This is a genomic window from Desertivirga arenae (assembly GCF_017355785.1).
GTDB classification, from domain to species: Bacteria; Bacteroidota; Bacteroidia; order Sphingobacteriales; family Sphingobacteriaceae; genus Desertivirga; species Desertivirga arenae.
Window position 1 is genome coordinate 213515 of the sequence record NZ_JAFEWE010000002.1, and the last position, 23985, is coordinate 237499.

The window sequence follows — 23985 nt, forward strand, 5'->3', positions numbered from 1 at the left end:
AAAAATTAGAATCTATTCAAAATATAGCCGGACGGCAAAACTTAAAAGAGAACAAAAATGGAAACACTAAAATTCAAGACAAATATCAAATGCATGGGTTGTATCAGCACAGTAACACCGGTTTTGAATGAAAAAGCTGGGACTGACAAATGGAAAGTTGATCTTCAGGATCCTGATAAAACGCTTGTTGTCGAAAGCGATACGAAAGCAGAAGAGATTGTAGAGGCACTGAAAGGAGTTGGTTACAACGCAGAACGTATTTAATTGATAAAACCAGGAAGGTCACTTTGAGGAGTGGCCTTTCTAGTTTATCCGGTGCTTAGGTTAGCCCTGGTTATCTTCTTTTTTTCCGTCCTCACTCTCATCCGGAACTGGATGCAAATTGTCATCTTCCGGTGTAACAGTCTCTATGTCATTTCCAGGATGCTTTTCATCATTCTCGGAATTTACGGGTTTATTCTCTTCAGGTAAATGCATAAGATCAATTATTAGTGTAAAAATAACAAGGCGGTTGTAATGAATTTGTTTTGCTAAATTTTAAATCGATCCGTCTCAAGCTATACGCCTTGCCATGTATTTAAACTTCGCTCTAATATCAGAAGGATTTATATCTTAGAAGTTTCAATACCTCTAACCATGGGCCGTTTAAAACATATCAGTATCCTTATCCCTGAAGGTGATTGCAGCATTACGCATATAGAAGCTACGCATCAGATCTTTTCTTCCCTTAACGATCTTTTGAATCGCCTGGAACGGCCCGAGCTATTTCAGGTACAGCTTGTTGGACTACACAGGGAAGCCCAGGTAAAGAAAGGCCTTTTTCGTGTTTATCCTGACATTGTAATTGATGACTTGAAGCATACCGACCTGGTGATCATTCCAGCTATTCAGGAAAGTGTTGAAAGGGGTATCGAAATGAATAAGGTGCTTGGCGAATGGATACTTAAACAATATAAAAATGGAGCTGAAATTGCTAGTTTTTGTATTGGCTCATTTCTACTTGCGTCTACAGGCCTTTTAAATGGCAGGAAGTGCACAACTCATTGGAGCGCCGCCTCCCAGTTCAAGGCTCTTTTCCCTGAGATAGAGCTTCTTCCCGATAAGATAATTACGGACGAGGGTGGAATTTATACTAGCGGGGGGGCGCTATCCTTTCAGAATCTGATCATTTACCTGGTGGAAAAGTATGCTGGAAGAGACACTGCTATCCTTGCAGCAAAAACTTTTATGATCGATATTGACCGTAATAGCCAGTCACCGTTCATGATTTTCAACGCACAAAAAGAACACGATGACGGGCCAATTGGCAAAGTGCAGGAATTCATTGAAACGAACTTGCAGGAAAAGCTTTCCGTTGATCAGTTGGCAGGGATGGTAGCAATTAGTCGCCGAAACTTTGAACGAAGGTTCAAAAAAGCAACATCAAACTCTATTCTTGAATATATTCAGCGTGTTCGTATTGAAGCTGCTAAAAAAAGTCTTGAAACTTCAGGACTACATGTGAATGAAGTAATGTTTAATGTGGGTTATACGGATATCAAAGCGTTCCGTAACACCTTTAAAAAGATTACCGGCCTTTCCCCTATTGATTACCGGAATAAATACAACCGTCGTGCTGTCCGGATGAATTGACTTAAAAAACCTTTTTATAAACATTATTCCGGGTCCTGATCCAGGGGTATTACGAACCAGAAAGTAGAACCTTTTCCCTGTTCACTCTCTACCCCCATGCGGCCCTGATGCCGTTTTATTATCTCACCGGAAATATAAAGTCCAAGGCCTAGTCCTGAGGTCTTATAGGAATTTTCCTCTCCCCTGTAATAGCGCTCAAATATCAGTTGCAACTTTTCTTCGGGTATTCCAGGGCCAAAATCCCTGACCTCCAGTTTGAAATATCCCCTGTCCTCAGAAAGTCCTATCAATACCTCAGTAGCATCAGGAGAATATTTAATTGCATTATCAATGAGGTTAATAATCACCTGCTCTATCCTGTTCCTGTCTCCCCTGATCACAGAGTTCTGATCTCCAAATACCCGAATGTTATGCTTGTATTCGGCATTTTTAATATTAGCGATACAGTCAGCGAGCACCTCAGAAATTTTAAAATCAGAGAAATTATATTGTAATTTACCCGCCTCTAACTTCGATAAATTAAGAAGGTCATTCACAAGATGAATTACTTTATTCACCTGTTTATTAGCTTTCTGTATCAGTGGGAGATATCCTCCATTCCCTTCTTTAGAAACCTGCTTCTCAAGGATCTGGAGATATCCCTTCATGCTGGTGACCGGCGTTTTGAGTTCATGACTGGCAATACTCAAAAATTCATCCTTCCTGAAGTTCTGTTCCGTCGCCTTCTCAAGCAGCCTCTCCTTTTCCTCGTTAGCTGAAACGAGTTTCTCAAACAACATGGCATTATCTAATGCAACGGTTGCCTGACTAACAACACCAAGGACCATTTCTTCGGCTTCTTTTGTAAATATACCCTCTTGTCCATGCCCCAACATCAAACAACCGATGGTTTCCCCTGATTTTGAAGTGATTGGCACAGACATAAAGCTTTGCACAATCCAGCCCTCTGAGCGTGCTGCATTACCGTCGCCAAATATCTTTGAATTATACTTAGTTAGTTCTTGACGAGTAGTTAACCTTATCACCTGGTCTGTTATCAGGGTTTGAAATCCCGTTATGTCTTCCAGGTGATCCTGAACATCAGAAGAATTTGTAGACAATGCAAAGAGATGCTCGCGTTGGATAGATCTTGCTGGAAGATCATAAAATAAGATCCCGAAATCCGCTCCACTCAGTTGCAGAGAAGCGTCCGTTACTTTCTGAATAATAGATTGAAGATCAAGATCCTGGGAGATAGAGCTCCAATTGAAACAAGTATCTCGAAGTTCCGGGCTTGCCTCACCACCGAGCTAACATCATGGATATGAGCTAAGCGGCACTTCTTTTGTTTAAACTCAACGATGTAAGAAACGATCTGTACGTTTATTACCTTCCCGGAACGTAATAAATGTTGGCCTTCTGCAAAAACGTTATCACTTGCTTTAAACCGGCTTTTAAGGTTATCAAAAAGGACACGTTCTTCAGATACCCGTAGATCTCTTGTGCTTAGCGACAGAAATTCTTCGCGACTATAGCCATAATGTGCTATAGCGGCGGCATTGACTTCCAATATCAGATAAGTGTCAATGTCAAAAATCAGCATAGGCTGAGGGCTTTGATAAAAGAGATTATCAAAGTTCACATCTGCTATGTAGCTCGTACTTTCCAAGGAATATTGATCAACTTAGTTAAACTCAGCTGTTCACAAAATGTTCGGAATTGTGATTAGACCTTACGAACATAAGGTTTTTTAACTGAAAAAAACCGGAGTACGAGAAATTTCTTCAATCTTACAAAAACCTGTAAATTACATTAACCTAAAGAGACCCTTTGGATCCTGACAGCATTAAGGATAGCTAACAAAGCCACACCAACATCGGCAATTACAGCCTCCCATAAATTTGCCATACCTCCTGCACCCCAGATCAGCACCAGAATTTTTACCCCCATAGCGAGCGCAATATTTTGCCAGACAACAGATCGTGTAATTTTACCAGCACGAATAGAGGTTAGAATTTTTGAAGGCTGATCGTTTTGAATAACAACATCGGCTGTTTCTATAGCCGCATCGGTCCCTAGCCCTCCCATTGCTATTCCGGCATCTGCAATGGCTAATACTGGTGCGTCATTTATCCCATCTCCCACAAATGCGACAACTCCATATTTCTCCTTTAATTGCTGCAAATTCTTTACCTTATCTTCAGGCATCAGGTCTCCATAGGCTTCCTCGATACCCAATTTCAGGGCAACAGAAGATACGACTTTCTGCTTATCGCCCGATAACATCACTACTTTTAATCCCGATTTCATCAGATCGTTAACAGCTCTTTTTGCGTCAGCCTTTAACTCATCACCTATCCTGAAATTACCTGCGTATCTATTATTAACAGAAACCAGGATAACTGTTTCCGCAATCTGATTCAGATGATCTGGATAAGAGATCCCGTACTTTTCAAAAAGGCGGTAATTTCCAATCAATACCAGCTGATCATCAATTCGCCCTCTCATTCCCATTCCTGGTAGTTCTTCTGCATTGAGAACTTTTCCTTTTTCAGGTTTCCCGTAATAATCTGTTATTGCTCGCGCTATCGGATGACCTGATTGACTTTCCAGTGTTCCTGCAAAATATAATAGAGTATCACGACTTAAACCATCCGCTTCCATGCTAAGCACCTTAAAGACGCCTTGAGTAAGCGTGCCAGTCTTATCCATTACTACTACATCTGTTTTCGCAATAACATCCAGAAAATTCCCACCTTTAAACAAAATACCATTTCTTGAAGCAAGGCCAATGCCTCCAAAATAACCTAAAGGTATGGAGACCACCAATGCACAAGGACAACTGATCACCAGGAAAACAAGGGATCTATAGAACCAGGTGTTGAAATTATAATCGGCAACAAAAAAATAAGGAAGTGTACAGAGTGCAAAAGCTAAAAAGAATACCACAGGTGTATATACCTTGGCAAAGCGGGAGATAAATAACTGGGTGCGGGACTTTCTGGAGGTGGCATCCTGCACCATCTCGAGAATTCTGCTTAAGCGACTATCTTTAAAAAGAGCATTTACTTTCAGATCGACAGGTGTGTTTAAATTAATCATGCCAGCAAGCACCTGCTGACCCTTGAGTTTTGTGTCCGGCTGGCTTTCTCCAGTCAACGCTGCCGAATTAAACGAAGCTGATTCGGTAAGAAGCTCTCCATCCAATCCTACCTTTTCTCCAGGTTTAACTTGTATTATCTCGTTTAATTTTACCGTGGATGAAGGCACTGTTTCTGAACTCCCATCCCTAAAGACGGTAACATGATCAGGGCGAACATCCATCAGACTTTTGATATTCCGCTTTGCCCGACTGACTGCAGCATCCTGAAACCATTCCCCTATGGAATAAAAAACCATCACCGCAACTCCTTCGCTATATTCTCCAAGTAGAAACGCACCAGTAGTAGCAACAACCATTAGAACAAATTCATTGAACACGTCTCCATGCTTTACTTTCCTGAATGCCATTTTAGCTACCTGCCAACCGGCCAAAAGCCAGGCAAGGCTATAAACTGTCAGGTTGATAGGATTAGGAAATTGTATATTAAAACCATAAAGCAGTACTAACATGATAAGCAGTATAGCAAAAGCTGAAATCAGGTTAAGGTGGGCGCGCCAGCTACTTTCATCTGCTTTAAAAACTACTGCCTGTGGAGGGACAGTTTCGTGACCACAACAGTCGGAATGATGAGAATGTGCCATATCACAAAGTAAGGAGAATGGCCAGTGCAATGGTATTGCATTAATGCCTATTGCATTTATCGCATAAGCCTTTGATCACAAGATTTACTTCTTCAGATGCGTACTCTCCTGGTAAGCTTACCATAGGAATCTTTGTCTTAGGCAGACAATGCGTCACCTTGCAGGTAGTACAATAAAAATGAACATGGAGATCGTGATGTCCTGTTTCATCACATTGGTCTGAGCATAAAGCATATTTAGGAGTGCCTGTTCCATCATCAATGGAATGGATTAATCCGTGCTCCACAAACGTCTTAAGGGTGCGGTAAATGGTGGTACGATCTGAGGGATAAAGGCCCTTTTCGATATCTGTCAGGCTAAGAGCTGTTTTTCCTCCAAGCAAATAATCCACAACGAGCAGCCTCATTGCTGTCGGATTAATATTCTTGCTTAATAGCTTTTGTTCTGCAAACTCTGTCATAATCACTACTTCACTCTACTTGAACGCATTGCCTTCAAATGTTTGACCGAATCATCTTCCAGAAATTTTTTATATTCATCTGAATTGAATCCATATAGTCCGATCTTCCCTTCGCTATTAAAATGTATTCCCCAGCCATACCTTTTTGGTAAAGCGGAAGCTCGAAGGCAGGCCTGCGATTTCGAAAAAAACTTCTCCCTTTCCACCTGCTTCTCCTGCTCCGTCATATTGTTCTTACTGGCATAGACGGCGAAAAGAATATCATCAGAAGTATACTCATACGGCTTATTCATCAGAAGCTCGTATTGAATGGATGCGACTGTTTTATTTTCAGCCTTTACAGCCGGCACTTCGCCTTTTGTTGCAGGGCAATCCTCCGCAACCTCTATAAATGTGTTATAATAATTCGTCGTTTTCATATCGCTAAAATAAGAGGTTTATTTTTTTACGCTACCGATCATTGTAAAACCTTACTTAGAACATCGTTTATTTCTGCTGCGTTCATAAAAACACAGAGGTGCCCTCCGTTTATCACATAATCTGCCTTTATAAGCCGTAAGGGGAATGCTCTGTCTCTCTTTCCATGTAAATGAATATAAGGAACTGAGATCTCGGTATTCCTCCACATACTTATACGTCCGAGCGCCCAATTGATGTGTTTTGGTTGAGTTTGTTCAAAAAAAGCATCAATCAGCTTCCTACCTGGTTTGTCAAGGGGACCGAAAAACCAATAAAGAAAAGGCTTGATAAGGGAAGATTTCCTCTCAGGCAGGATCTTATATAATTTCAGATCACCGGCCAGCCTGTATGCGAAAGGTAAATTTTTATAGATAGCTACAGTAGAAATAAGAATGAGTTTCTGAGGAGGAAGGAACTTTGAAATCTCGATGGCGACAATTCCGCCAAAAGAAAGACCTGCGAGCATAAAGGGCTGTTCGGCATCGATCTCTGCAGCCATTCGTCTCGCATACGATTCCAGCGACTCTTCCTCGAAATGATCGATCCAATCCAAATGTACCATCTCATAACCTTTTGGTAGCCGGACATTTTGAAATGCCCTTCTGTCGGCTCCCAGGCCTGAAAGGAAATAGACTTTCATAGATTGTATAAGTTCTAAAAGTATAAGTTTCTCATAAATCAGACCAAAATAAAAGAGGATGTCCCGTTGTAGGACATCCTCTTTTATTTTTTAAATATGATTGGCTCTTTGAAGTTGACAGAGCGTTTTCTTAATTAAATCTGTATCTCAAACCCATTTGAAGATAATAGGTTGAGGAGATTGTTTGATTTGTACTATAAGTATTTCTAACAATATCACCCTGGGCATTAGCCAACCTGAAAGTAGGCTTAACTGAGCCGGTTGGTGAAAGTGAGGAAACATTCTGAGGCACTAAAATAGCTTGATTGTTAACGAAATCAACATTACCCCATTTACTGTTTAGGAGATTTCCGAAGTTGAAAATATCGATTGTAAATTGAAGTGAATTTTTTGATTTACCAACATTTGCAAATAGATCTTGAGCAAAACGTACGTCAACCTGATTTCTCCATGGAAGTTTAGCTCCATTTCTCTCAGCGTATTTACCTTTTCTAGTCTTCAAGTAATCGTCTTGTTCGATATAAGCAAAAAAGATATCGCTTTGCTCCTGAGGGGTGTAAGCCTTACTATAACCATTGGTATTTGCAGGAATATTTGCAAATGTTATTTCAGAAGGGTCGTTCGGCACGTAAATCAAGTCATTAGTTTGGTTATCTCTATTGAAATCAGAAGAGTAATAATAAGAATAACGGCCCTGTATTGAACCCTCATAAAATAAGGAGAAGCTTGTAGCCAAATGCCTTAAAAACTCCTTACGGTATGTAACAGACGCAATTACCCGGTCAGGAATAACGTTACTTGTATAACTTAGGGTAGGATTGTTCGAATTTCCAATGATGTATGGGTAGGACCATAAATTCGCAATTTGATCGCCTCCTAAATCACCATAATTTTTTGCCTCGCTATGAGTATAGGCAGCGGTAGCAGACAAGCCTTTTGAAAACTGCTTATTCAACTGTCCTGTAACAGACCAATAGTGTCCGCCCTTTTTATTATCCATAACAATCGCGTCGGCACTTCCGGTTCCGCTGGCAGTTAGCCTTCCCTGAGCATCTAGCCTATTAATATATCTAGCCGCTCCACTTGGGTAAATCTCTCTGTTATCAGGATAACCTGTTATAGCCATAGCGGTTGGATCAACTAGGTTAGCATTCCTTGCATAAACTGCATTCAAATCCTTTTGGTAAATACCTTCAACAGTTCCTACCACCCCGAAAGGGAGCTTAAAATCTAATGCAAGACTAGATTTCCAACTTTGCGGGAATTTCAAATCCTTTGCCATTGCACTGATACTACTCGGAATAGTTGTGCCGGCAGCAGCCTTGTTTACCGGAATGTACTTCGTCACATCAGGACTAAATTTGATGCCTGCTGCAGCAATATCTTGAGGTGTTGAATATGTCTGAAGGTACTGCAACATGCCCGAGTCCCCCGATTGAGATACAATCCAAACATAAGGTATACGACCTGTGAATATACCTGAACCACCTCTTAACTGTAGGCTTCTGTCTCCTTTGATATCCCAATTGAAACCAATTCTTGGAGAGAACATTAAAGAAGTCTTAGGCATTGATCCCGTGTTTATTTTCTCGTCATTTGCATAGGTCAAGCCAGCAACAAGAGGATGTGTCTTCATTTCTTCCACATCCGGATAAGTTGGTAACTCTAGGCGAATACCTCCTGTTAATTTCAACCTTTCATTAACCGAGTACTGGTCTTGAACATAAAATGAATATTGGGCAAACTTGAAGGTTGGGAATGCTTGAGAACCATCAGGGGTTAAGGAATAAGTTAATGCATAGTTAGTAGGATCTGCGCCATTCTTGAAGTCCTCCCATGACGCGAAGGTGTAAAAGCCCGTTGCATAACGTTGAAAACCGTTCTTTGTCTTACTAAACTCGGCCTGGAATCCTCCTAACAAGCTATGCTTCCCAAGAACCATACTTAAATCGTCATTAACAGAGTAGGTTTGCACATCCCTTAGATTTCCGTAAGTAAACGGTTCGTATCCAAATGTTGTAATAGGATTTCCTGCACTTAAAATATCAACTAAAGGAAAAACACCTCCACCAGAACTTCTAGGATCATTTTGATGGGTCCAGGTTCCCCGAAGAGTGTTAGTCACACGTCCAGCAAATAAAGATGAGTTTAACTCGCCAGAAACAGAGTATAAATTTTCTTCCTGAAAATAGGCAGAATTCGCAAAATGTAACGCTTGATTACTTAATCGATTTACAGCTGACCCGTAAGTAACACCGGAATTTGTTGTTGAACTACTTAGCGGTCTCGGAGTTTTACTTTCAACCTGATTGTATCTAATGTTAAATCTGTGATTAGGAGCGATATTCCAATCCAGCCTTGCTAAGAACTTATCATTATTACTTTCGTTCTGATACCCTTGGTAAGCTCCCGGATCGTATTGATAGTTATTTATTAGATAAGACCGAACTTCATCAAGAAAAACAGCTGTAGGTCTTGCAACATTGGTATTAGTCGGGCCAAACGGAACCTCTGGAGTTGCAGCAATCTTATTAGGACCAGGCTGAGTTATATCGTTAAACTCGGCATTAACAAAAAAGAAAAGTTTATTTTTCAAAATAGGCCCCCCTATACTGAACCCATATTGAGTTTGTTCATAATTTTGTTTGGCAATACGGCTGCCGTTTACTTTACCTCCTTGTTGCTCATCTCCCCTTCCAAGGTAAAAAGCTGTACCTGAGAAGTTATTTGTACCTGAACGTGTTACAGCGTTAATAGCTGCACCTGTAAAACCTGTTTGGCGGATATCGTAAGGTGTAACATTAATTGAAATTTCGTCCAAGGCATCTAATGAGATTGGAGAACCACTCGCTGGAACATTTTGACCTATACCAAACTGGTTATTGAAATTTGCTCCGTCAACGGTAAAATTGTTCGAGCGATAACTGCCTCCAGCAACCGATCCATTGGGTCCTCCAGCCTGTGGAGTAAGTCTGGTTATATCATTTACACTACGAGTTATAGTCGGCAACGCCTGAATTTGCTGTCTGGAAATGTTTGTAGTTGATCCTGAACGATCCGCGTTTAAAATAGAATTTCCATTAGCTGAAATGACAACTTCACTTAACTGAGTTCCTGTCTCGTTTAAGGTAACATTTAGGACTAATGGCTCACTTAGTTTTAAATAAATATTTTGAAACTTCTTTGGGGCAAATCCGATAAAGGCAACCTCGATAGTATAAGGGCCACCTGCTCGTAGATTAGCGATTAAAAATCTTCCATCTGCTCTTGCTGCTGTACCAACAGCAGTTCCTGTCGGGAGGTGGGTAGCTTTTACTGACGCACCAACTAAAGGATCGCCCTTTTCGTCTTTGACTAAGCCTGTTAAGGTACTAGTTGTAATCTGCGAAAAAACAGAATTTACACCAAGTAACAAAAAGAGAGAAAAAAGTAAATACTTTCTCATAAATGCTCTGATATTTGATTAATGTGAATATGGCCGCAAAGATCAAACCTTTATTTCTGTTTTACAAAGATTTACGTTAATTTAATATAGAATTACAAATAAATTAACCATATCCTTAACAAGTTTTTAAAAATGACGAAAATTTACTTTACAAGATTCGCGCATTGCTTTCGCTTTCACGAAATTGAATTAATCAAGCTCCTTTTTTTGAAACTTTACAATAAGGAAAGTATTTCTTTTTCGTAAAACCCTCACAATTTGTAGATTTGCCGCCGTTAATTTCGATTAAATAGGAACCTGCTGAACTTCCGCATGGGCGTTGAGTCGGCGTGGTTCTTCAGACATTAAAAATAATTTATAGAATGAATTACGACTTAATAGTTATCGGTAGCGGCCCCGGAGGTTATGTGGCTGCAATTCGCGGAGCACAGTTGGGTTTAAAAACAGCTGTAATAGAGCGCGAATCACTTGGCGGTATCTGCCTTAACTGGGGATGTATTCCAACCAAAGCCCTTTTAAAAAGTGCACAGGTATTTGAATACCTTCAACATGCAGAGGAATACGGAATCAAAGTTCAGGGCGGTGAGGCCGACTTCGGTGCTGTAATTAAACGTAGTCGTGGTGTTGCTGAAGGAATGAGCAAAGGTATTCAGTTCCTGATGAAGAAAAACAAGATCGACGTGATCATGGGTACCGCAAAAATCAAAAAAGGCGGAAAAATTGACGTTAAAGCTGCTGATGGTACTTCAAAAGAGTACACGGCTAAACATACTATCCTTGCTACTGGTGCTCGCTCAAGAGAGTTGCCTAATTTGAAACAAGACGGTAAAAAGATCATTGGCTACCGTCAGGCAATGAACCTTCCCGAGCAACCTAAAAGCTTAGTAGTTGTAGGTTCTGGTGCTATCGGTATTGAGTTCGCTTACTTCTACAACGCAATGGGTACGAAAGTTACCGTAGTTGAGTTTATGGACCGCATCGTTCCTGTAGAAGACGAGGAAGTTTCAAAACACCTTGAAAGAAGCTTGAAAAAAGCTGGTATCAACATCATGACTAAAGCTACTGTTGAGTCTGTCGACACTTCAGGTGCTGGTTGCAAAGCGCAGGTTAAAACTGAAAAAGGAGTTGAGATCCTTGAAGCTGATATTGTTCTTTCTGCTGTTGGTATCACTCCAAACATCGAAAATTTAGGTCTTGAAGAAGTTGGTGTTAAATTTGACAAGGGTCGTGTAATTGTTGACGACTTCTACAAAACTAACGTTGCTGGTGTTTACGCTATCGGAGACATCGTTAAAGGTCAGGCTCTAGCACACGTTGCTTCTGCTGAAGGTATCATCTGTGTTGAGAAGATCGCTGGTCACCATCCAGAGCCTTTAAACTACAACAACATCCCCGGCTGTACCTACTGTATCCCTGAAATTGCTTCAGTTGGTTACACTGAAAAGGCTGCAAAGGAAGCCGGATATGAAGTTAAAGTTGGTAAGTTCCCATTCTCTGCGTCAGGTAAAGCAAGTGCAGCTGGAACTAAAGACGGTTTCGTAAAAGTTATCTTCGATGCAAAATACGGTGAATTCCTTGGAGCACACATGATCGGTGCAGGAGTTACAGAGATGATCGCTGAGGTTGTTGTTGCTCGTAAATTAGAGTCGACAGGAATGGAGATCATTAAATCTGTTCACCCTCACCCAACCATGAGTGAAGCTGTAATGGAAGCAGCGGCAGATGCGTATGGGGAAGTGATTCACTTATAAGAAAGTAAAAGCTAAAAGGCTTTTAGCTTAGGTAATAAATAGGAAGGCCTGCTGAGAAGCAGGTCTTTTTATTTGGGCGTCTATATAAATTAAAGAGTTCAACAACCAATACAAATTCCGCCTGTTAATTTGTAAATCTAAAATCATAAATCGAAATCAAATGGCATGGTTCTATTTAATACTTGGTGGATTATTTGAGGTGGGCTTTACTACCTGCCTGAAATTCTCCAACAACTTTACTAACTGGAAATGGGGAGCCGGCTTTTTCATTTGCATCACCCTGAGCTTCCTTCTTCTTAATAAGGCAGTTCAAACCCTTCCTATTGGTACAGCTTATGCCGTGTGGACAGGCATTGGTGCTGCGGGTTCAACATTGGTTGGCATTGCCCTTTTTAAAGAACCTTCCGATTTCTGGAGAATGTTTTTCTTGTTCCTTTTAATCACCTCTATTCTTGGGTTAAAACTAACAGCCAAAGCTTAACTTGGTAGAAGATCATTTTTTAAAAGAACGAATACTTTAACTTAGCATTTTGAACTTGCCACGCAAATCGTAAATCGTAATACTTAAATCTGCATGCAGCTCTTTACAATAGAAACAGGAAATTTCAAGCTGGACGGCGGGGCTATGTTCGGTGTCGTACCTAAAAGCATCTGGCAAAAAACTAACCCTGCGGACGAAAATAATCTTTGTTCTCTTGCTATGCGGTCACTGCTCATCGAAGACGGCGACCGACTAATTTTAGTGGATACAGGCATTGGCAATAAACAAAGTGACAAGTTCTTCAGCTATTATCACCTGCATGGTGGCTATAGTCTGGATAGTTCGCTTAATTCTCATGGTCTTTCTAAAGACGACATAACGGATGTTTTCCTTACTCACCTTCATCTGGATCATGTTGGAGGAGCAGTGGAAAGAAATGAAGACAATCTGACACCTACCTTCAGGAATGCTACTTACTGGAGTAATGAAAAACATTGGGATTGGGCACTTCATGCAAATGACAGGGAAAAAGCTTCATTTTTGAAAGAGAATATCCTTCCTCTTCAGGAGAGCGGGCAGCTTAAGTTCATCAAAGAGGAATTTTCTCCTTTTGGTGATGATCTTCAAATTCGATTTACTTATGGCCATACGGAAGCTATGATGCTTCCTTTAATTAAATACAAGAACCAGACAATAGTCTTTGCAGCCGACCTTTTCCCAACCCTCGGTCATCTGCCTGTCCCCTACGTTGCTAGTTATGATATATTCCCACTAACTGCTATGGAGGAGAAAAAGAAGTTCCTTCAGGAAGCCTTTGACAACAACTATATCCTGCTGTTGGAGCATGATGCGTTGAATGAATGTATAAGTCTCGTCGAAACTGAGAAAGGTTTCAGGGCTGGCGACATTTTTAGACTTTCAGATCTTTAGGTTAATTCCCCAAGTAGCATTAAGCGAATGTTCAACAAAGGCGCTCCACTTGCCTTCAGAAGTAACTATCACTGTAAAGAGAACTTCTAAATCCGACAAACCTGCTTTTTTATCCCTCGACAGAAAAGGGAGTTATAGAATTGTAAAAAACCTTAACATTTTGAATTTTAATGTGCTATGGAATGATTATTGTTAAATAAGGTTTGTATTATTGAAATTTTTTTATTACAACTTTTTTCAATCTATCACGTTAAAGCAGTAAATTTTTTTAACTTTGCACACGCTTAAGAAAGGGGTATCCTACTTTAATGAGACAACTCAAAATAACACAATCAATTACCAATCGCGAGTCTCAATCACTCGATAAATATCTGCATGAGATTGGTAAGGTAGATTTGATCACTGCCGAGGAAGAAGTTATCCTGGCGCAAAAAATTCGTGAAGGCGATCAAGCTGCACTTGAACGCTTAACAAAAACCAACTTACGTTTCGTTGTTTCTGTTGCAAAACAATACCAGAATCAGGGTTTAACACTTGGTGACCTGATCAATGAAGGAAATCTTGGCTTGATTAAAGCCGCAAAACGTTTCGATGAAACAAAAGGGTTTAAATTTATTTCTTACGCTGTTTGGTGGATCCGTCAGTCAATCCTGCAAGCGATCGCTGAACAGTCGCGTATTGTACGCTTACCTTTAAACCAGGTAGGTTCGTTAAGTAAGATCAGCAAGGCTTTTTCAAAGCTGGAGCAAGAATACGAGCGCGAACCCTCTCCTGAAGAATTGGCAGACATCCTTGAAACAACGGTTGACAAGATTTCTGACACTCTAAGTAATTCTGGTCGCCATGTATCCATGGATGCACCTTTTGTTCAGGGAGAAGAGAATACTCTTCTTGATGTATTGGAAAACGATGATCCAAATACAGATAGTAACCTGATCAATGAATCATTATCTGAAGAGATTAAACGTTCTCTTCAAACACTTACTGAACGTGAGCGTGAGATCATCGTGCTGTTCTTCGGTCTTGGAACTAACCACCCTCTTTCCTTAGAAGAGATCGGTGAGAAATTCAATTTGACCAGAGAGCGTGTTCGTCAGATCAAAGACAAGGCACTACAACGCCTTCGCCACACTTCAAGAAGTAAAATCTTAAAATCCTATCTTGGTTAATAGAATTTACAAGTATAAAAAGAGCTTCCTACCCGGAGGCTTTTTTTATGTTCTTAACTAAAGGAAATTTCACCCTTGGGCAACTCGAACTCATCCTCAGGGACCTTCTTCTTAACCTTTAAAGAACCTGCTTTTGCCTGATCTGGCTTATATTTCTTTTTATACAGTTCCTTCAACTTCTTCAATGGATCAGTAATAACAAAAGGAATATCTACATCAACAATAAAACCATTGCCATTTAAATCCTTTCTGTCCAAATGCTCCTGCTTTTCTGAAGCGGACATATGCCATGCTCCAATGATTTCAGAGGGGCTCCATTCCTTTGAATTAATAGACCTTGATCCATCAAAAACATCATTAACATAAGCATGAACAGACATGGTTAAAAGCGCAACGCTGCCCTGAGGAATAAGACCTTCCAATTCAATGTTCCCGCCATCAAAACCATTATCGTCAATTTTAATTTCTTTACAATCCAGATACCTGTATACCTTCTTCTTAAAATCAAAGGCAACCAGTAACAACCTGATGATGCAATAGTTGGCTACTTTTTCTTTTATATCCTCCCTGGAAAAGGCAGGCAGAAAAACCCTTACAACACCGGTTTCCATAATAGCATCAGGCCTGGCTTTCAACACCTTATCTAAGGGAGAATTATTATTGAATTGGAAGCCTCTTATGTAGGACAAGTCAGCATCATGCAGGTTCCGATGACATCTGGGCTTAGTGCTACAAGCTCGTACGGCACTTTGAACTACAGAATTAAAGCGGTTTATCATAGGACCGTCGTATCCCCCCTTGTAAGTACGGTGAAAAGCTTCACGTATCACCCGGGCAGTACTGGCACACATACCGAACTCCAGTCCTGATTCCCTGGTAGCAATGGTCTGTTTTACCTTCCTGGCCTTCATTTGCACAATCTGCTGGCCGCGGTAACTCCGATAAGAAACGTCATCTACGCCTCCATGAATAATACCTTTCTTGTCAATTTTGCCCATAATACAAGATTTGAATAATTTCTTTAAATAAAAATGATCTTAATCAAAAAGATATAAATATTTCAAAAAAGAAGGCACTGAAAGATTCTAACCACAGTTTCAGGCTAACCTTGGTTAAAGGGTATTCAAATGTTTACCAAAACGAAAATGATTAACCACTATTTAATGGTTGTTCCTTCATTGAGTCCTCCTTTTACAAATTAAAGGAGGACTCAATGAGGAGTTATCGAGGAAATATTGAGCTAATATTCAGGCTTTGGTTTCCCTTTGAATTACTGTTGGCTCCCAAAATGCAGCCCTTTAAGTATGCGGAAATTAAGAGAAGGGAATGACACCGGATTAAATTACGGGCAGATCAGGGCCTATCTAACGAAGTCCATCAATTGCCCTTCAACTATTTCCACAAGTTTAGTGATGTCGAAAGGTTTTGACAGAACATCCTCGGCACAATCCCCCTTCATCACATCGGCTCTCACATGGGTTGAGAGAACTATTACCGGAATTTGGCTAATCCCTTCTTCAGATTTCAATGCGCGGCACAGCTCTGTTCCCTGGGGAGTAGTACTTATTACGTCGAGCAAAATGGCATGTGGCTGCCTGTTCCTGATCTTTTCGAAGATACCAAATTCTGAATTAGCAGTAAAGACTTCATATCCTTCCTCCCTGAAAAGGTGTTCAATTACCTGTAGGATGTCATCGTCCTTTTCGATAATAAAAATTCGTTTTTTCATGGCAAACGCAATAGATGGATCTTATCCTCTAAACTATAATAATGCCAAATAAGCCGAATTGTTATATGCATTCCGGCTTTAGTTTAACAGGTCGAGCAATTAGAATAAAACAATATAGGGCTGAAACATTAATATCACTCACTATCGTATACAGCAAAATAGAAAAGGGAAATGATGAGTAATAAAAATGATCTATTCGAGAAATTAAAAGGAGACCTGGTGATAATTCAATTTCGAACCCTTCTGGATACAGTAAGGGCAAACAAAGGCTTACTTCCTGCAGATTCAATTAAGAACCTCGACAGGATCATTCGGCAAGAAATGGCAGCCTATATATTTAAGGCTTATCCTGAATTAAATATTCCAGATGAGGAACACTATGCAGGAGAGAACCGTTGCTATTTTCCTGATAAAGAGATCTTCCTTAACTGATGTCATCTATTTGATCACAATGATCCGGCGATTCAATTTCAAAAACTAATTTTGATGTCTTTCATTGATAGCTTAGTATGAAATTTGAAATTGAACGCAAATACCTGCTGAATAAAGATAAGTGGGCTAATTACGAGAAACCCTCCGGCGACTTTTACAGACAGGGTTACATTCTTAAGGACCCTGCAAAAACGGTGAGAGTAAGGCTGACAAATAGCAATGCTTACATCACCATAAAGGGCTCTGTAAAAGGAATTTCCCGAGTTGAATACGAGTACGAGATACCTCAGGCAGATGCGAAGGAACTTTTAGATCATTTTTGCAGCTCTGAACTGTCCAAAATCCGGTATAAGATCCTTTTTGAAGGAAAAGTTTGGGAAGTAGATGAATTTCAGGGAGATAATGAGGGACTAATCATAGCGGAGATAGAACTGGAAAGCGAAGATGAAAAATACAACCTTCCCGATTGGGTTATAGAAGATGTAACGGGCGACGTACGGTATTATAACTCACAACTAACAGAATACCCATATAAAAATTGGGAAAAGAGTAAAGGCCTTTAAAGGCCTTTACTCTTTATCTTCTTTAAAATTCCTCTATTAATATTCTTTACGATGGATGGCCCTTCATATATAAAACCTGTATAGACCTGAACTAGTGCCGCCCCGGCTTCCAATTTTTCAATAGCGTCTTCAGCAGTCTGAATTCCCCCAACTCCTATGATCGGAAAGGCCTTGCCAGATTTCTCAGATATATAACGGATCACTTCTGTTGACCTTTGGGTTAAAGGTTTTCCGCTAAGTCCGCCTGTCTCTGATTTTAAGCTATTTTCAGAACGCAAACCCTCTCGGGAAAGGGTGGTATTTGTAGCGATGATACCAGCGATACCTGTTTCAGAAACTATCTCGACAATATCATCCAACTGAGCATTAGTTAAATCAGGAGCAATCTTTAATAAAATAGGTCTTGAAATGCCATTTTTAGAATTTCTCTGCTGGAGGGTATTCAGGATCCTTTTCAAAGGCTCCTTCTCTTGAAGCTCTCTTAGTCCCGGCGTATTTGGAGAACTAACATTTACCACGAAGTAATCTACCACATCAAACAGAGCATCGAAACACTTAATATAATCATTAACTGCTTCTTCGTTAGGTGTTACTTTATTTTTACCAATATTTCCACCGATGATCAACCCGTCCCTCTTGAGTTGCTTCAAACGCTGCACAACTACCTCAACGCCCTGGTTATTAAAGCCCATTCGATTTATTAACCCCTGGTCTTTAGGTAATCTGAACATCCTGGGTTTGTCATTACCAGGTTGTGGCAACGGAGTAACTGTGCCTATTTCTATAAATCCAAATCCGAAGTTGGCCAGTTCAGAAATCATCGAAGCATTTTTATCAAAACCTGCTCCCAAACCAACCGGATTTTTGAACTTCAAACCGAAAACTTCCTTTTCAAGCGCAGGATCGTTAAGGTGAAAAAGGCCTTGCTGGATTGATTTAACACCCCATATCTTATTGGCAGTTTTTAGGGCCGCCGTAACAAAATGATGGATGTTTTCTGGATCGAAACGAAAAAGAATGGGCTTTATTAACTGGTACATAGGCGCGAAATTACACAGAACTTTAATTAAAAAACATGATTTTAATTATTATTGGACCTTCAAAGAAATATTTTAATAAATGGAAAGCCCCGAATTAAGAATAGTTGAAACAGCAGACGGATCCAAAACTATATGGAATGAAGCAGTGGGAGAACATTACCATTCTAAACATGGAGCCTTCCAGGAAAGCGAACATGTATTCCTGAAATCCGGACTTCAGTTTTGGCAGGAAAGAACAGGAGCAACAGCAGTAAATATATTAGAAGTAGGCTTCGGTACGGGTCTTAATTTCCTTCTGACTGCAGAATATTGTACAAGTGCTAACCTTAATCTAAACTATTGTGGGATTGAAGCTTACCCTTTAAATCACGACTTGATCTGTCAAACCGGGTATGATAAGTACGTTAACGAAGAATTATGGAAAAACTTCTTGAATAAATATCCTTTGGTCCTGAACGAAGAACAAGACTGCAACACGCATTGCAAACTAAAGATCGCCCACACCCGGCTTGATAATTTTTCTGCAGACATCCTTTTCGATGTGCTTTATTTTGACGCATTTGCTGCTGTTCACCAGCCAGAGATGTGGTCGGATCAGGCATTAGAAAGTTGCTGCCGATTTTTAAAGCCTGGTGGTGTATTTGTTACCTATGCCATAACAGGAAATCTCAAAAGATCTATGAAAGCATTGGGCTTTGTAATTGAGAAAGCAAAAGGAGCCCCCGGTAAACGGGAAATGCTCAGGGCTATCAAACTTTAATTGTTTTTTAATTGTCAATTTACCTATTTTTAGCGTACACAAACCAACTATGCTTAAAGTTAGAACTCTCGCTGTTATTGCCTCTATTACTACGATAATCTTCGTTACCTCAGCCACCATGCCTGAAGACAACGAGCCCCAATACAAAAACCTGAAGGTGCTTCCTAAAAAAATAAGCCACGATGAAATGGACAAAGTGATGCATCATTACAATAAGGCATTAGGTGTTAAATGTAATTTCTGCCACGCTAAAGCCTCCGATGGTTCTAATAAGCTTGACTTTGCGAGTGACGAAAAGCCCGAGAAGCAGTCGGCTCGCGAAATGATGAAAATGACCAATAAGATCAATCTTAAATATTTTGGAGGGAAAAAGGAGGTATTTAATCATGCGGCAATGGAAGTTAGTTGCAACACGTGTCACAACGGAAAGTCTCATCCTGAAGAGCATTAAATACTTTTGCGCAAGATTAAACGTAAAACATTTTCAAGAATTTCCTATTAGGTAATAAGCATTTGGTACACTTTTGCTTAATTAAATCATACTTGCGCCTTATCCTCCTCACAGATTATTTAGGTTTAAATAGATGTTTACTTGTTCGATAATTGATAACAATATTAGTATAGCAACACTGAAGGGCTATATTGAACTTGTAGATCATATGACTTTAGTGGGGGCTTATAATAGCCCTAAGAACCTGGTTGATATTTTCGTTATAACTAAGCCGGATATTATCTTTATGGATTTCAGTCTGGCTAAAGACCATTTTACGGAAACTATCCAGTTTAGTAATATTTCCACGCTTATTATCACTGGGGATTCCCCTGCAAATGCATTTGAAGCCCTTGAAATGAACGCCATCGACTACCTTCTAAAACCTGTCGAATATTCAAGTTTTTTAAGAACCGTTATCAAGTCTAAAAAGATCCGGTTCAGAGAATTGGATAAGAGCCTTAGAAACTTAACAGAGGTTAGTGATCACTTTTTTATAAAGAAGGATTCAAGTGGGAAAAAAATAGTGAAAGTAAAATATGACGATATCATTTATATCGAGGGGTCTCAAAATTATATTTCGCTGATCATGGAGAATTGCAGTCACCTGACCTACCTTACAATGAAGGAGATCGAAGAAAGTCTTCCGGCTGACAAATTTATTCGCGTTCACAAATCTTACATTGTTAACATCAATAAGATCACTGCAGTAGACGGAAATCAGATTTTTTTAAATGAGCATGAAAAAATCATAGTAGGTTCTTCCTATAAAGGAAACTTCACGCAAAAGCTCAATGAAAAATTACTTAAGACCAAGCGGAATATAACCAAATTGCCGAATTCCGATTAGTGATCTAACGTCTTCTATTTCAGGTTTTTCAAACAGGTAGATGTTTAAAAATGATAAGGTTTAGGTTGCCTAATGAATTAGTAATAATGCTTAAGTTTAAGAATATCTTTTGTTTTCAACTCATCTTGTTGAATGTCAGTCAAAACCTTTATTGTTTTCTTGACACTTCAAATATATGTAAAGCCTCATTACTGTGAAAAATTATTACATGAACAGGGCCTAAAACTTGACCAACACCGATAAATGCTACACCAAGCAAAATGAGGATTGGTTTTTTTTGAGTCCTAAAGTGGTTCCTCCAAGTTTGTTTTCAATGGTACTATGCAGGGTATATTGCACTGTAAGTGGTATTAACGCTTTTATAGAAAGAATATTATTGCCAGAAAGAACAACCACACTGCCTCTCGGATAAAATCAGTCCTTAAATAATGCTTTGAAATACTATAAAGTTTTAAATGATAAAGGGATTTGTATTTTTGCGGAGCTAAAAAATCAATCGCATGAGCCGTACTAAAATTAAAGATCTGTTAAATTCAACCAGTTATGGTGAAATTGTTACTGTTAAAGGATGGGTGAAAACATTCAGAAATAATCAGTTCCTGGCAATTAATGACGGCTCTACCATTAATAATATTCAGGCTGTTGTTGATTTTACCACTACTGATGAAGCTCTTCTTAAAAGGCTTACTACCGGCGCTGCTGTTTCTGTAACAGGAAAACTAATTGAGTCATTAGGAAAAGGACAGCGAGTGGAAGTACAGGTAGAAAGTCTTGAAATATTAGGAGACAGTGATCCTGAAAAGTTCCCACTTCAGCCTAAAAAGCACAGCCTTGAATTCTTGAGAGAGATTGCGCATCTACGTTTTCGTACTAACACTTTCAATGCCGTTTTCAAAGTCCGTCACGCTTTAGCTTATGCCGTGCACAAATTCTTTAACGACAGAGGATTTGTATATATGCATACTCCCATTATCACGGGCTCTGATGCTGAAGGGGCAGGAGAAATGTTCCGCGTTTCTACTATTGATTTTGATAATGTACCTCGGAATGAAGATGGATCAGTAAATTATAAAGAAGATTTCTTCGGTAAGCCTACAAATTTAACTGTTTCTGGTCAATTGGAAGGCGAGTTGGCGGCAATGGCCTTTGGCGAGATCTACACCTTTGGACCTACTTTCAGAGCTGAAAATTCGAATACAACACGTCACCTTGCCGAATTTTGGATGATAGAGCCGGAAATGGCCTTCTACGAACTTGCGGAAAATATGGATTTGGCAGAAAGCTTACTGAAATATGTGATCAGGTATGCTTTGGACAACTGCAGTGAGGAGCTGGAATTCCTAAAAGGACGCTTGCAGGAAGAAGAGAAACAGAAACCCCAGAACGAGCGTTCTGAATTAGACCTTTTAGCCAAACTAAACTTCTGTCTGGAAAACGACTTCGAACGCATCACTTATACAGAAGCTATTAATATTCTGAGAAACTCTAAGCCGAACCAGAAAAAACAGTTCAAGTACCTGATCGAAGAATGGGGAGCTGATCTACAGTCGGAACACGAGCGCTACCTTGTGGAGAAGCATTTTAAAAAGCCTGTTATCCTCACTGATTACCCTGCTGAAATCAAAGCCTTCTATATGCGCCAGAACGAGGTCGACAGCGAAGGCCGTAAAACTGTAAGAGCAATGGACATCCTGTTCCCTGGTATAGGAGAGATCGTAGGGGGGTCACAACGTGAAGAACGGATAGAACTTCTTGAGAAGCGTATGGAGGAAATGCATATACCTGCAGAAGAACTGAGCTGGTATCTTGATACCCGCCGTTTTGGTTCTGCTCCTCACGCGGGATTTGGACTTGGTTTTGAACGATTAGTATTATTTGTAACAGGTATGACCAATATCAGGGACGTGATACCTTTCCCAAGAACACCGAAAAACGCCGAGTTTTAAGCTCAAATATATCTAAATAAAAAAACAGAAGCCCGAAAGGGCTTTCTTTTTTATGTGGGTAGCAAACGGAACAAAGATTGCTGCGATCAGGGGTCATGGCTAAAGCAGAGACCGGTGAACGGCTATTAAATACAGATCAGAAAATAATCACTTCCGCTTCTCAAACCACCCTGTATGTGGATTATTCAGTGAAGGAGGAGATCCTTGAAGTAGCTTACCGTCCTGATAAAATCTATCACTATTTTAACGTTAAAAGAAAAGTCTGGCAAGATTATAAGAACACGGTCGAAGCGGGGGAATCTTCGGGGCAATTTGTAAACTTCCGGATCAAACCCTTTTATAAGTTCGACCGGATTGTTTAAGGTCATGAACTTTGTCCCAAAATTTCCGTTCTTTTAGAAATGGAAAAGAGCAAGCTTTTGGAGTTCTGTATCGTTGGTGTTATTGAAGAAAATCATCTGGCAAAAACCTACCAGCTGGAATTAAGGAATGCTGATCAATTAAGCTTCAAACCCGGTCAGTTCCTTACTTTCCTTATAGAAACTGAGAAACACGAAATACGGCGTTCTTACTCCATTCTCAGCTTACCCACTGAGCCACTGAAAATAACGGTAAAAAAGGTTGAAAACGGAGCTATCTCCCGGTTCATTTTACAAAACTGGAAGGTTGGTGAATTAGTGTACTCTCTCCCCCCCTTTGGACGCTTCTATGTAGAACCACAATCGGGTAAACCCCGGGATATTTTTTGTTTTGCTGCTGGAAGTGGCATTGTGCCTATCCTTCCACAGATCCGAAAACTTTTGGAAGATGAGCCGCAAAGCCGGATCCATTTGATATACAGCAACAGAAATGAGAAGGAAACGCTTTTTCTAAGAGAGATCGAAACTTTGGCACAAAATTTTGATCAACTGCATTTAATAAAACAATTTTCAGAACCAGAAGAACAATTAGAACACAGGGGAAGATTAAGTAACATTAGCACAGAGATCCTGATCCAAAAATCCCTCGTCCATAATAGAACAGATGCTGTTTTCCTGCTATGCGGTCCCTTTGCATATATGCGGATGCTTCTGTTCACTATCGGCCTGATGGGTTTCAGAAAAGATCATATTAAAAAGGAGAGTTACATACCTTCCATTATGAATCCGGTAACAGCAACTTCTAAAACCTTTTCTGAACGGACTGTAACGATTATCCTTGATTCGACTTCTACCGTGATTAAAGTTGCCCCAGGCAATAGTATATTAGATGCTGCCATCAAAGCCGGGATTCACTTGCCCTATAGCTGCAGGGGAGGAGTTTGTGGCTCTTGCGCAGCGAAATGTAAATCTGGAAGTATCTATATGAGCATTAACGAAGTATTGACCGATAATGATTTGAAGCAAGATTGGGTGCTAACCTGTACCGGCTTTCCGGAAGAGGACAGCGTGTTGGATTTTAATGCTTAATAATTTAAACTTTTTTAAATCTTTTCTTTTATAATTA

General features: G+C 40.0%; 25 protein-coding genes. 14 read left to right on the forward strand and 11 right to left on the reverse strand.

Annotated features, from left to right (window positions below):
• The first annotated feature begins 57 nt into the window (after positions 1–57).
• Entirely contained in the window at positions 58–264 is a 207-nt protein-coding gene (locus tag J4N24_RS04835) for a heavy-metal-associated domain-containing protein (protein WP_207532522.1), read from the forward strand.
• 60 nt (positions 265–324) lie between these two features.
• Here J4N24_RS04835 and J4N24_RS04840 read toward each other — a convergent pair whose 3' ends face one another.
• Positions 325–477 carry a hypothetical protein gene (locus J4N24_RS04840; protein ID WP_207532523.1) on the reverse strand — a complete coding sequence of 51 codons (153 nt, stop codon included), beginning with the start codon at positions 475–477 and terminating at the stop codon, positions 325–327.
• 159 nt (positions 478–636) lie between these two features.
• On the opposite strand from J4N24_RS04840, the gene J4N24_RS04845 reads away from it, so the two are divergent.
• Positions 637–1632 carry a GlxA family transcriptional regulator gene (locus J4N24_RS04845; protein WP_207532524.1) on the forward strand — a complete coding sequence of 332 codons (996 nt, stop codon included), beginning with the start codon at positions 637–639 and terminating at the stop codon, positions 1630–1632.
• A gap of 23 nt (positions 1633–1655) precedes the next feature.
• Here J4N24_RS04845 and J4N24_RS04850 read toward each other — a convergent pair whose 3' ends face one another.
• The 7 genes from J4N24_RS04850 to J4N24_RS04880 all read right to left on the reverse strand — a co-directional run bounded on the left by J4N24_RS04850 (position 1656) and on the right by J4N24_RS04880 (position 10359).
• Positions 1656–2867 (reverse strand): GAF domain-containing sensor histidine kinase, encoded by a 1212-nt coding sequence (locus tag J4N24_RS04850; RefSeq protein ID WP_369806202.1) that lies wholly within the window; start codon positions 2865–2867, stop codon positions 1656–1658.
• Entirely contained in the window at positions 2825–3253 is a 429-nt protein-coding gene (locus J4N24_RS04855; protein WP_369806203.1) for a PAS domain S-box protein, read from the reverse strand. Before J4N24_RS04855 ends, J4N24_RS04850 begins: the two co-directional genes overlap by 43 nt.
• Before the next feature lie 170 nt (positions 3254–3423).
• Positions 3424–5355 (reverse strand): heavy metal translocating P-type ATPase, encoded by a 1932-nt coding sequence (locus J4N24_RS04860; RefSeq protein WP_207532527.1) that lies wholly within the window; start codon positions 5353–5355, stop codon positions 3424–3426.
• A gap of 40 nt (positions 5356–5395) precedes the next feature.
• Complete coding sequence (locus J4N24_RS04865; protein WP_207532528.1) at positions 5396–5815, reverse strand: Fur family transcriptional regulator; 420 nt, start codon at positions 5813–5815, stop codon at positions 5396–5398.
• A gap of 5 nt (positions 5816–5820) precedes the next feature.
• On the reverse strand, positions 5821–6234 hold the full coding sequence (locus tag J4N24_RS04870) for a DUF6157 family protein (protein ID WP_207532529.1): 414 nt from the start codon (positions 6232–6234) through the stop codon (positions 5821–5823).
• Positions 6235–6272: 38 nt separating this feature from the next.
• Positions 6273–6914 (reverse strand): alpha/beta fold hydrolase, encoded by a 642-nt coding sequence (locus J4N24_RS04875; RefSeq protein WP_207532530.1) that lies wholly within the window; start codon positions 6912–6914, stop codon positions 6273–6275.
• A gap of 130 nt (positions 6915–7044) precedes the next feature.
• Positions 7045–10359 (reverse strand): TonB-dependent receptor, encoded by a 3315-nt coding sequence (locus J4N24_RS04880; protein WP_207532531.1) that lies wholly within the window; start codon positions 10357–10359, stop codon positions 7045–7047.
• 362 nt (positions 10360–10721) lie between these two features.
• Between J4N24_RS04880 and lpdA the strand changes: the two genes are divergently transcribed.
• The 4 genes from lpdA (at position 10722) to J4N24_RS04900 (ending at position 14690) form a co-directional block, all read left to right on the forward strand.
• Complete coding sequence (gene lpdA / locus J4N24_RS04885) at positions 10722–12110, forward strand: dihydrolipoyl dehydrogenase (RefSeq protein ID WP_207532532.1); 1389 nt, start codon at positions 10722–10724, stop codon at positions 12108–12110.
• 160 nt (positions 12111–12270) lie between these two features.
• Positions 12271–12591 (forward strand): DMT family transporter, encoded by a 321-nt coding sequence (locus J4N24_RS04890; RefSeq protein WP_207532533.1) that lies wholly within the window; start codon positions 12271–12273, stop codon positions 12589–12591.
• Positions 12592–12684: 93 nt separating this feature from the next.
• The gene (locus J4N24_RS04895) at positions 12685–13521 is read left to right on the forward strand and encodes an MBL fold metallo-hydrolase (RefSeq protein WP_207532534.1); all 837 of its coding nucleotides are present in this window, start codon (positions 12685–12687) and stop codon (positions 13519–13521) included.
• 308 nt (positions 13522–13829) lie between these two features.
• The gene (locus J4N24_RS04900; protein ID WP_109415596.1) at positions 13830–14690 is read left to right on the forward strand and encodes a sigma-70 family RNA polymerase sigma factor; all 861 of its coding nucleotides are present in this window, start codon (positions 13830–13832) and stop codon (positions 14688–14690) included.
• A 53-nt stretch (positions 14691–14743) separates the two neighbouring features.
• On the opposite strand, the gene J4N24_RS04905 is transcribed toward J4N24_RS04900, so the two are convergent.
• The gene (locus J4N24_RS04905) at positions 14744–15688 is read right to left on the reverse strand and encodes a hypothetical protein (protein WP_207532535.1); all 945 of its coding nucleotides are present in this window, start codon (positions 15686–15688) and stop codon (positions 14744–14746) included.
• A 362-nt stretch (positions 15689–16050) separates the two neighbouring features.
• The gene (locus tag J4N24_RS04910; RefSeq protein ID WP_207532536.1) at positions 16051–16419 is read right to left on the reverse strand and encodes a response regulator; all 369 of its coding nucleotides are present in this window, start codon (positions 16417–16419) and stop codon (positions 16051–16053) included.
• Between the two features lie 171 nt (positions 16420–16590).
• On the opposite strand from J4N24_RS04910, the gene J4N24_RS04915 reads away from it, so the two are divergent.
• Together J4N24_RS04915 and J4N24_RS04920 are read left to right on the forward strand one after the other, a co-directional pair.
• Entirely contained in the window at positions 16591–16851 is a 261-nt protein-coding gene (locus J4N24_RS04915) for a hypothetical protein (RefSeq protein ID WP_207532537.1), read from the forward strand.
• Positions 16852–16928: 77 nt separating this feature from the next.
• Positions 16929–17414 carry a CYTH domain-containing protein gene (locus J4N24_RS04920; RefSeq protein WP_207532538.1) on the forward strand — a complete coding sequence of 162 codons (486 nt, stop codon included), beginning with the start codon at positions 16929–16931 and terminating at the stop codon, positions 17412–17414.
• Here the strand turns inward: J4N24_RS04920 and J4N24_RS04925 are convergent.
• Entirely contained in the window at positions 17411–18454 is a 1044-nt protein-coding gene (locus tag J4N24_RS04925) for a quinone-dependent dihydroorotate dehydrogenase (RefSeq protein WP_207532539.1), read from the reverse strand. The two genes, J4N24_RS04920 and J4N24_RS04925, sit on opposite strands and share 4 nt — an antisense overlap.
• A gap of 79 nt (positions 18455–18533) precedes the next feature.
• Here J4N24_RS04925 and mnmC2 point away from each other — a divergent pair, with 79 nt between their 5' ends.
• The 6 genes from mnmC2 (at position 18534) to J4N24_RS25780 (ending at position 23948) form a co-directional block, all read left to right on the forward strand.
• Positions 18534–19214: a tRNA (5-methylaminomethyl-2-thiouridine)(34)-methyltransferase MnmC2 gene (gene mnmC2, locus J4N24_RS04930; RefSeq protein ID WP_207532540.1), complete on the forward strand. Its 681-nt coding sequence runs from the start codon at positions 18534–18536 to the stop codon at positions 19212–19214.
• A gap of 49 nt (positions 19215–19263) precedes the next feature.
• Positions 19264–19665 (forward strand): c-type cytochrome, encoded by a 402-nt coding sequence (locus J4N24_RS04935; protein WP_207532541.1) that lies wholly within the window; start codon positions 19264–19266, stop codon positions 19663–19665.
• Between the two features lie 133 nt (positions 19666–19798).
• Entirely contained in the window at positions 19799–20554 is a 756-nt protein-coding gene (locus J4N24_RS04940) for a LytR/AlgR family response regulator transcription factor (protein ID WP_207532542.1), read from the forward strand.
• A 500-nt stretch (positions 20555–21054) separates the two neighbouring features.
• Positions 21055–22500, forward strand: coding sequence for an asparagine--tRNA ligase (asnS, locus tag J4N24_RS04945; protein ID WP_207532543.1), 1446 nt, complete (start codon positions 21055–21057; stop codon positions 22498–22500).
• Between the two features lie 95 nt (positions 22501–22595).
• Positions 22596–22862 carry a KTSC domain-containing protein gene (locus tag J4N24_RS04950; protein ID WP_207532544.1) on the forward strand — a complete coding sequence of 89 codons (267 nt, stop codon included), beginning with the start codon at positions 22596–22598 and terminating at the stop codon, positions 22860–22862.
• Between the two features lie 39 nt (positions 22863–22901).
• Positions 22902–23948, forward strand: coding sequence for an iron-sulfur cluster-binding domain-containing protein (locus tag J4N24_RS25780; RefSeq protein ID WP_207532545.1), 1047 nt, complete (start codon positions 22902–22904; stop codon positions 23946–23948).
• The last annotated feature ends 37 nt before the right edge of the window (positions 23949–23985 follow it).

What these genes read in the sequence shown, in the direction of transcription:
- J4N24_RS04925 (WP_207532539.1), bottom strand. Translation starts at nt 18,454, where the DNA reads ATGTACCAGTTAATAAAGCCCATTCTTTTTCGTTTCGATCCAGAAAAC.
- J4N24_RS04865 (WP_207532528.1), bottom strand. Translation starts at nt 5,815, where the DNA reads ATGACAGAGTTTGCAGAACAAAAGCTATTAAGCAAGAATATTAATCCG.
- J4N24_RS04915 (WP_207532537.1), top strand. Translation starts at nt 16,591, where the DNA reads ATGATGAGTAATAAAAATGATCTATTCGAGAAATTAAAAGGAGACCTG.
- J4N24_RS04890 (WP_207532533.1), top strand. Translation starts at nt 12,271, where the DNA reads ATGGCATGGTTCTATTTAATACTTGGTGGATTATTTGAGGTGGGCTTT.
- J4N24_RS04860 (WP_207532527.1), bottom strand. Translation starts at nt 5,355, where the DNA reads ATGGCACATTCTCATCATTCCGACTGTTGTGGTCACGAAACTGTCCCT.
- J4N24_RS04900 (WP_109415596.1), top strand. Translation starts at nt 13,830, where the DNA reads ATGAGACAACTCAAAATAACACAATCAATTACCAATCGCGAGTCTCAA.
- J4N24_RS04840 (WP_207532523.1), bottom strand. Translation starts at nt 477, where the DNA reads ATGCATTTACCTGAAGAGAATAAACCCGTAAATTCCGAGAATGATGAA.
- J4N24_RS04870 (WP_207532529.1), bottom strand. Translation starts at nt 6,234, where the DNA reads ATGAAAACGACGAATTATTATAACACATTTATAGAGGTTGCGGAGGAT.
- J4N24_RS04875 (WP_207532530.1), bottom strand. Translation starts at nt 6,914, where the DNA reads ATGAAAGTCTATTTCCTTTCAGGCCTGGGAGCCGACAGAAGGGCATTT.
- J4N24_RS04940 (WP_207532542.1), top strand. Translation starts at nt 19,799, where the DNA reads ATGTTTACTTGTTCGATAATTGATAACAATATTAGTATAGCAACACTG.
- J4N24_RS04910 (WP_207532536.1), bottom strand. Translation starts at nt 16,419, where the DNA reads ATGAAAAAACGAATTTTTATTATCGAAAAGGACGATGACATCCTACAG.
- J4N24_RS25780 (WP_207532545.1), top strand. Translation starts at nt 22,902, where the DNA reads ATGGAAAAGAGCAAGCTTTTGGAGTTCTGTATCGTTGGTGTTATTGAA.
- J4N24_RS04835 (WP_207532522.1), top strand. Translation starts at nt 58, where the DNA reads ATGGAAACACTAAAATTCAAGACAAATATCAAATGCATGGGTTGTATC.
- asnS (WP_207532543.1), top strand. Translation starts at nt 21,055, where the DNA reads ATGAGCCGTACTAAAATTAAAGATCTGTTAAATTCAACCAGTTATGGT.
- J4N24_RS04935 (WP_207532541.1), top strand. Translation starts at nt 19,264, where the DNA reads ATGCTTAAAGTTAGAACTCTCGCTGTTATTGCCTCTATTACTACGATA.
- mnmC2 (WP_207532540.1), top strand. Translation starts at nt 18,534, where the DNA reads ATGGAAAGCCCCGAATTAAGAATAGTTGAAACAGCAGACGGATCCAAA.
- J4N24_RS04845 (WP_207532524.1), top strand. Translation starts at nt 637, where the DNA reads ATGGGCCGTTTAAAACATATCAGTATCCTTATCCCTGAAGGTGATTGC.
- J4N24_RS04950 (WP_207532544.1), top strand. Translation starts at nt 22,596, where the DNA reads ATGGCTAAAGCAGAGACCGGTGAACGGCTATTAAATACAGATCAGAAA.
- J4N24_RS04905 (WP_207532535.1), bottom strand. Translation starts at nt 15,688, where the DNA reads ATGGGCAAAATTGACAAGAAAGGTATTATTCATGGAGGCGTAGATGAC.
- J4N24_RS04895 (WP_207532534.1), top strand. Translation starts at nt 12,685, where the DNA reads ATGCAGCTCTTTACAATAGAAACAGGAAATTTCAAGCTGGACGGCGGG.
- lpdA (WP_207532532.1), top strand. Translation starts at nt 10,722, where the DNA reads ATGAATTACGACTTAATAGTTATCGGTAGCGGCCCCGGAGGTTATGTG.
- J4N24_RS04920 (WP_207532538.1), top strand. Translation starts at nt 16,929, where the DNA reads ATGAAATTTGAAATTGAACGCAAATACCTGCTGAATAAAGATAAGTGG.
- J4N24_RS04880 (WP_207532531.1), bottom strand. Translation starts at nt 10,359, where the DNA reads ATGAGAAAGTATTTACTTTTTTCTCTCTTTTTGTTACTTGGTGTAAAT.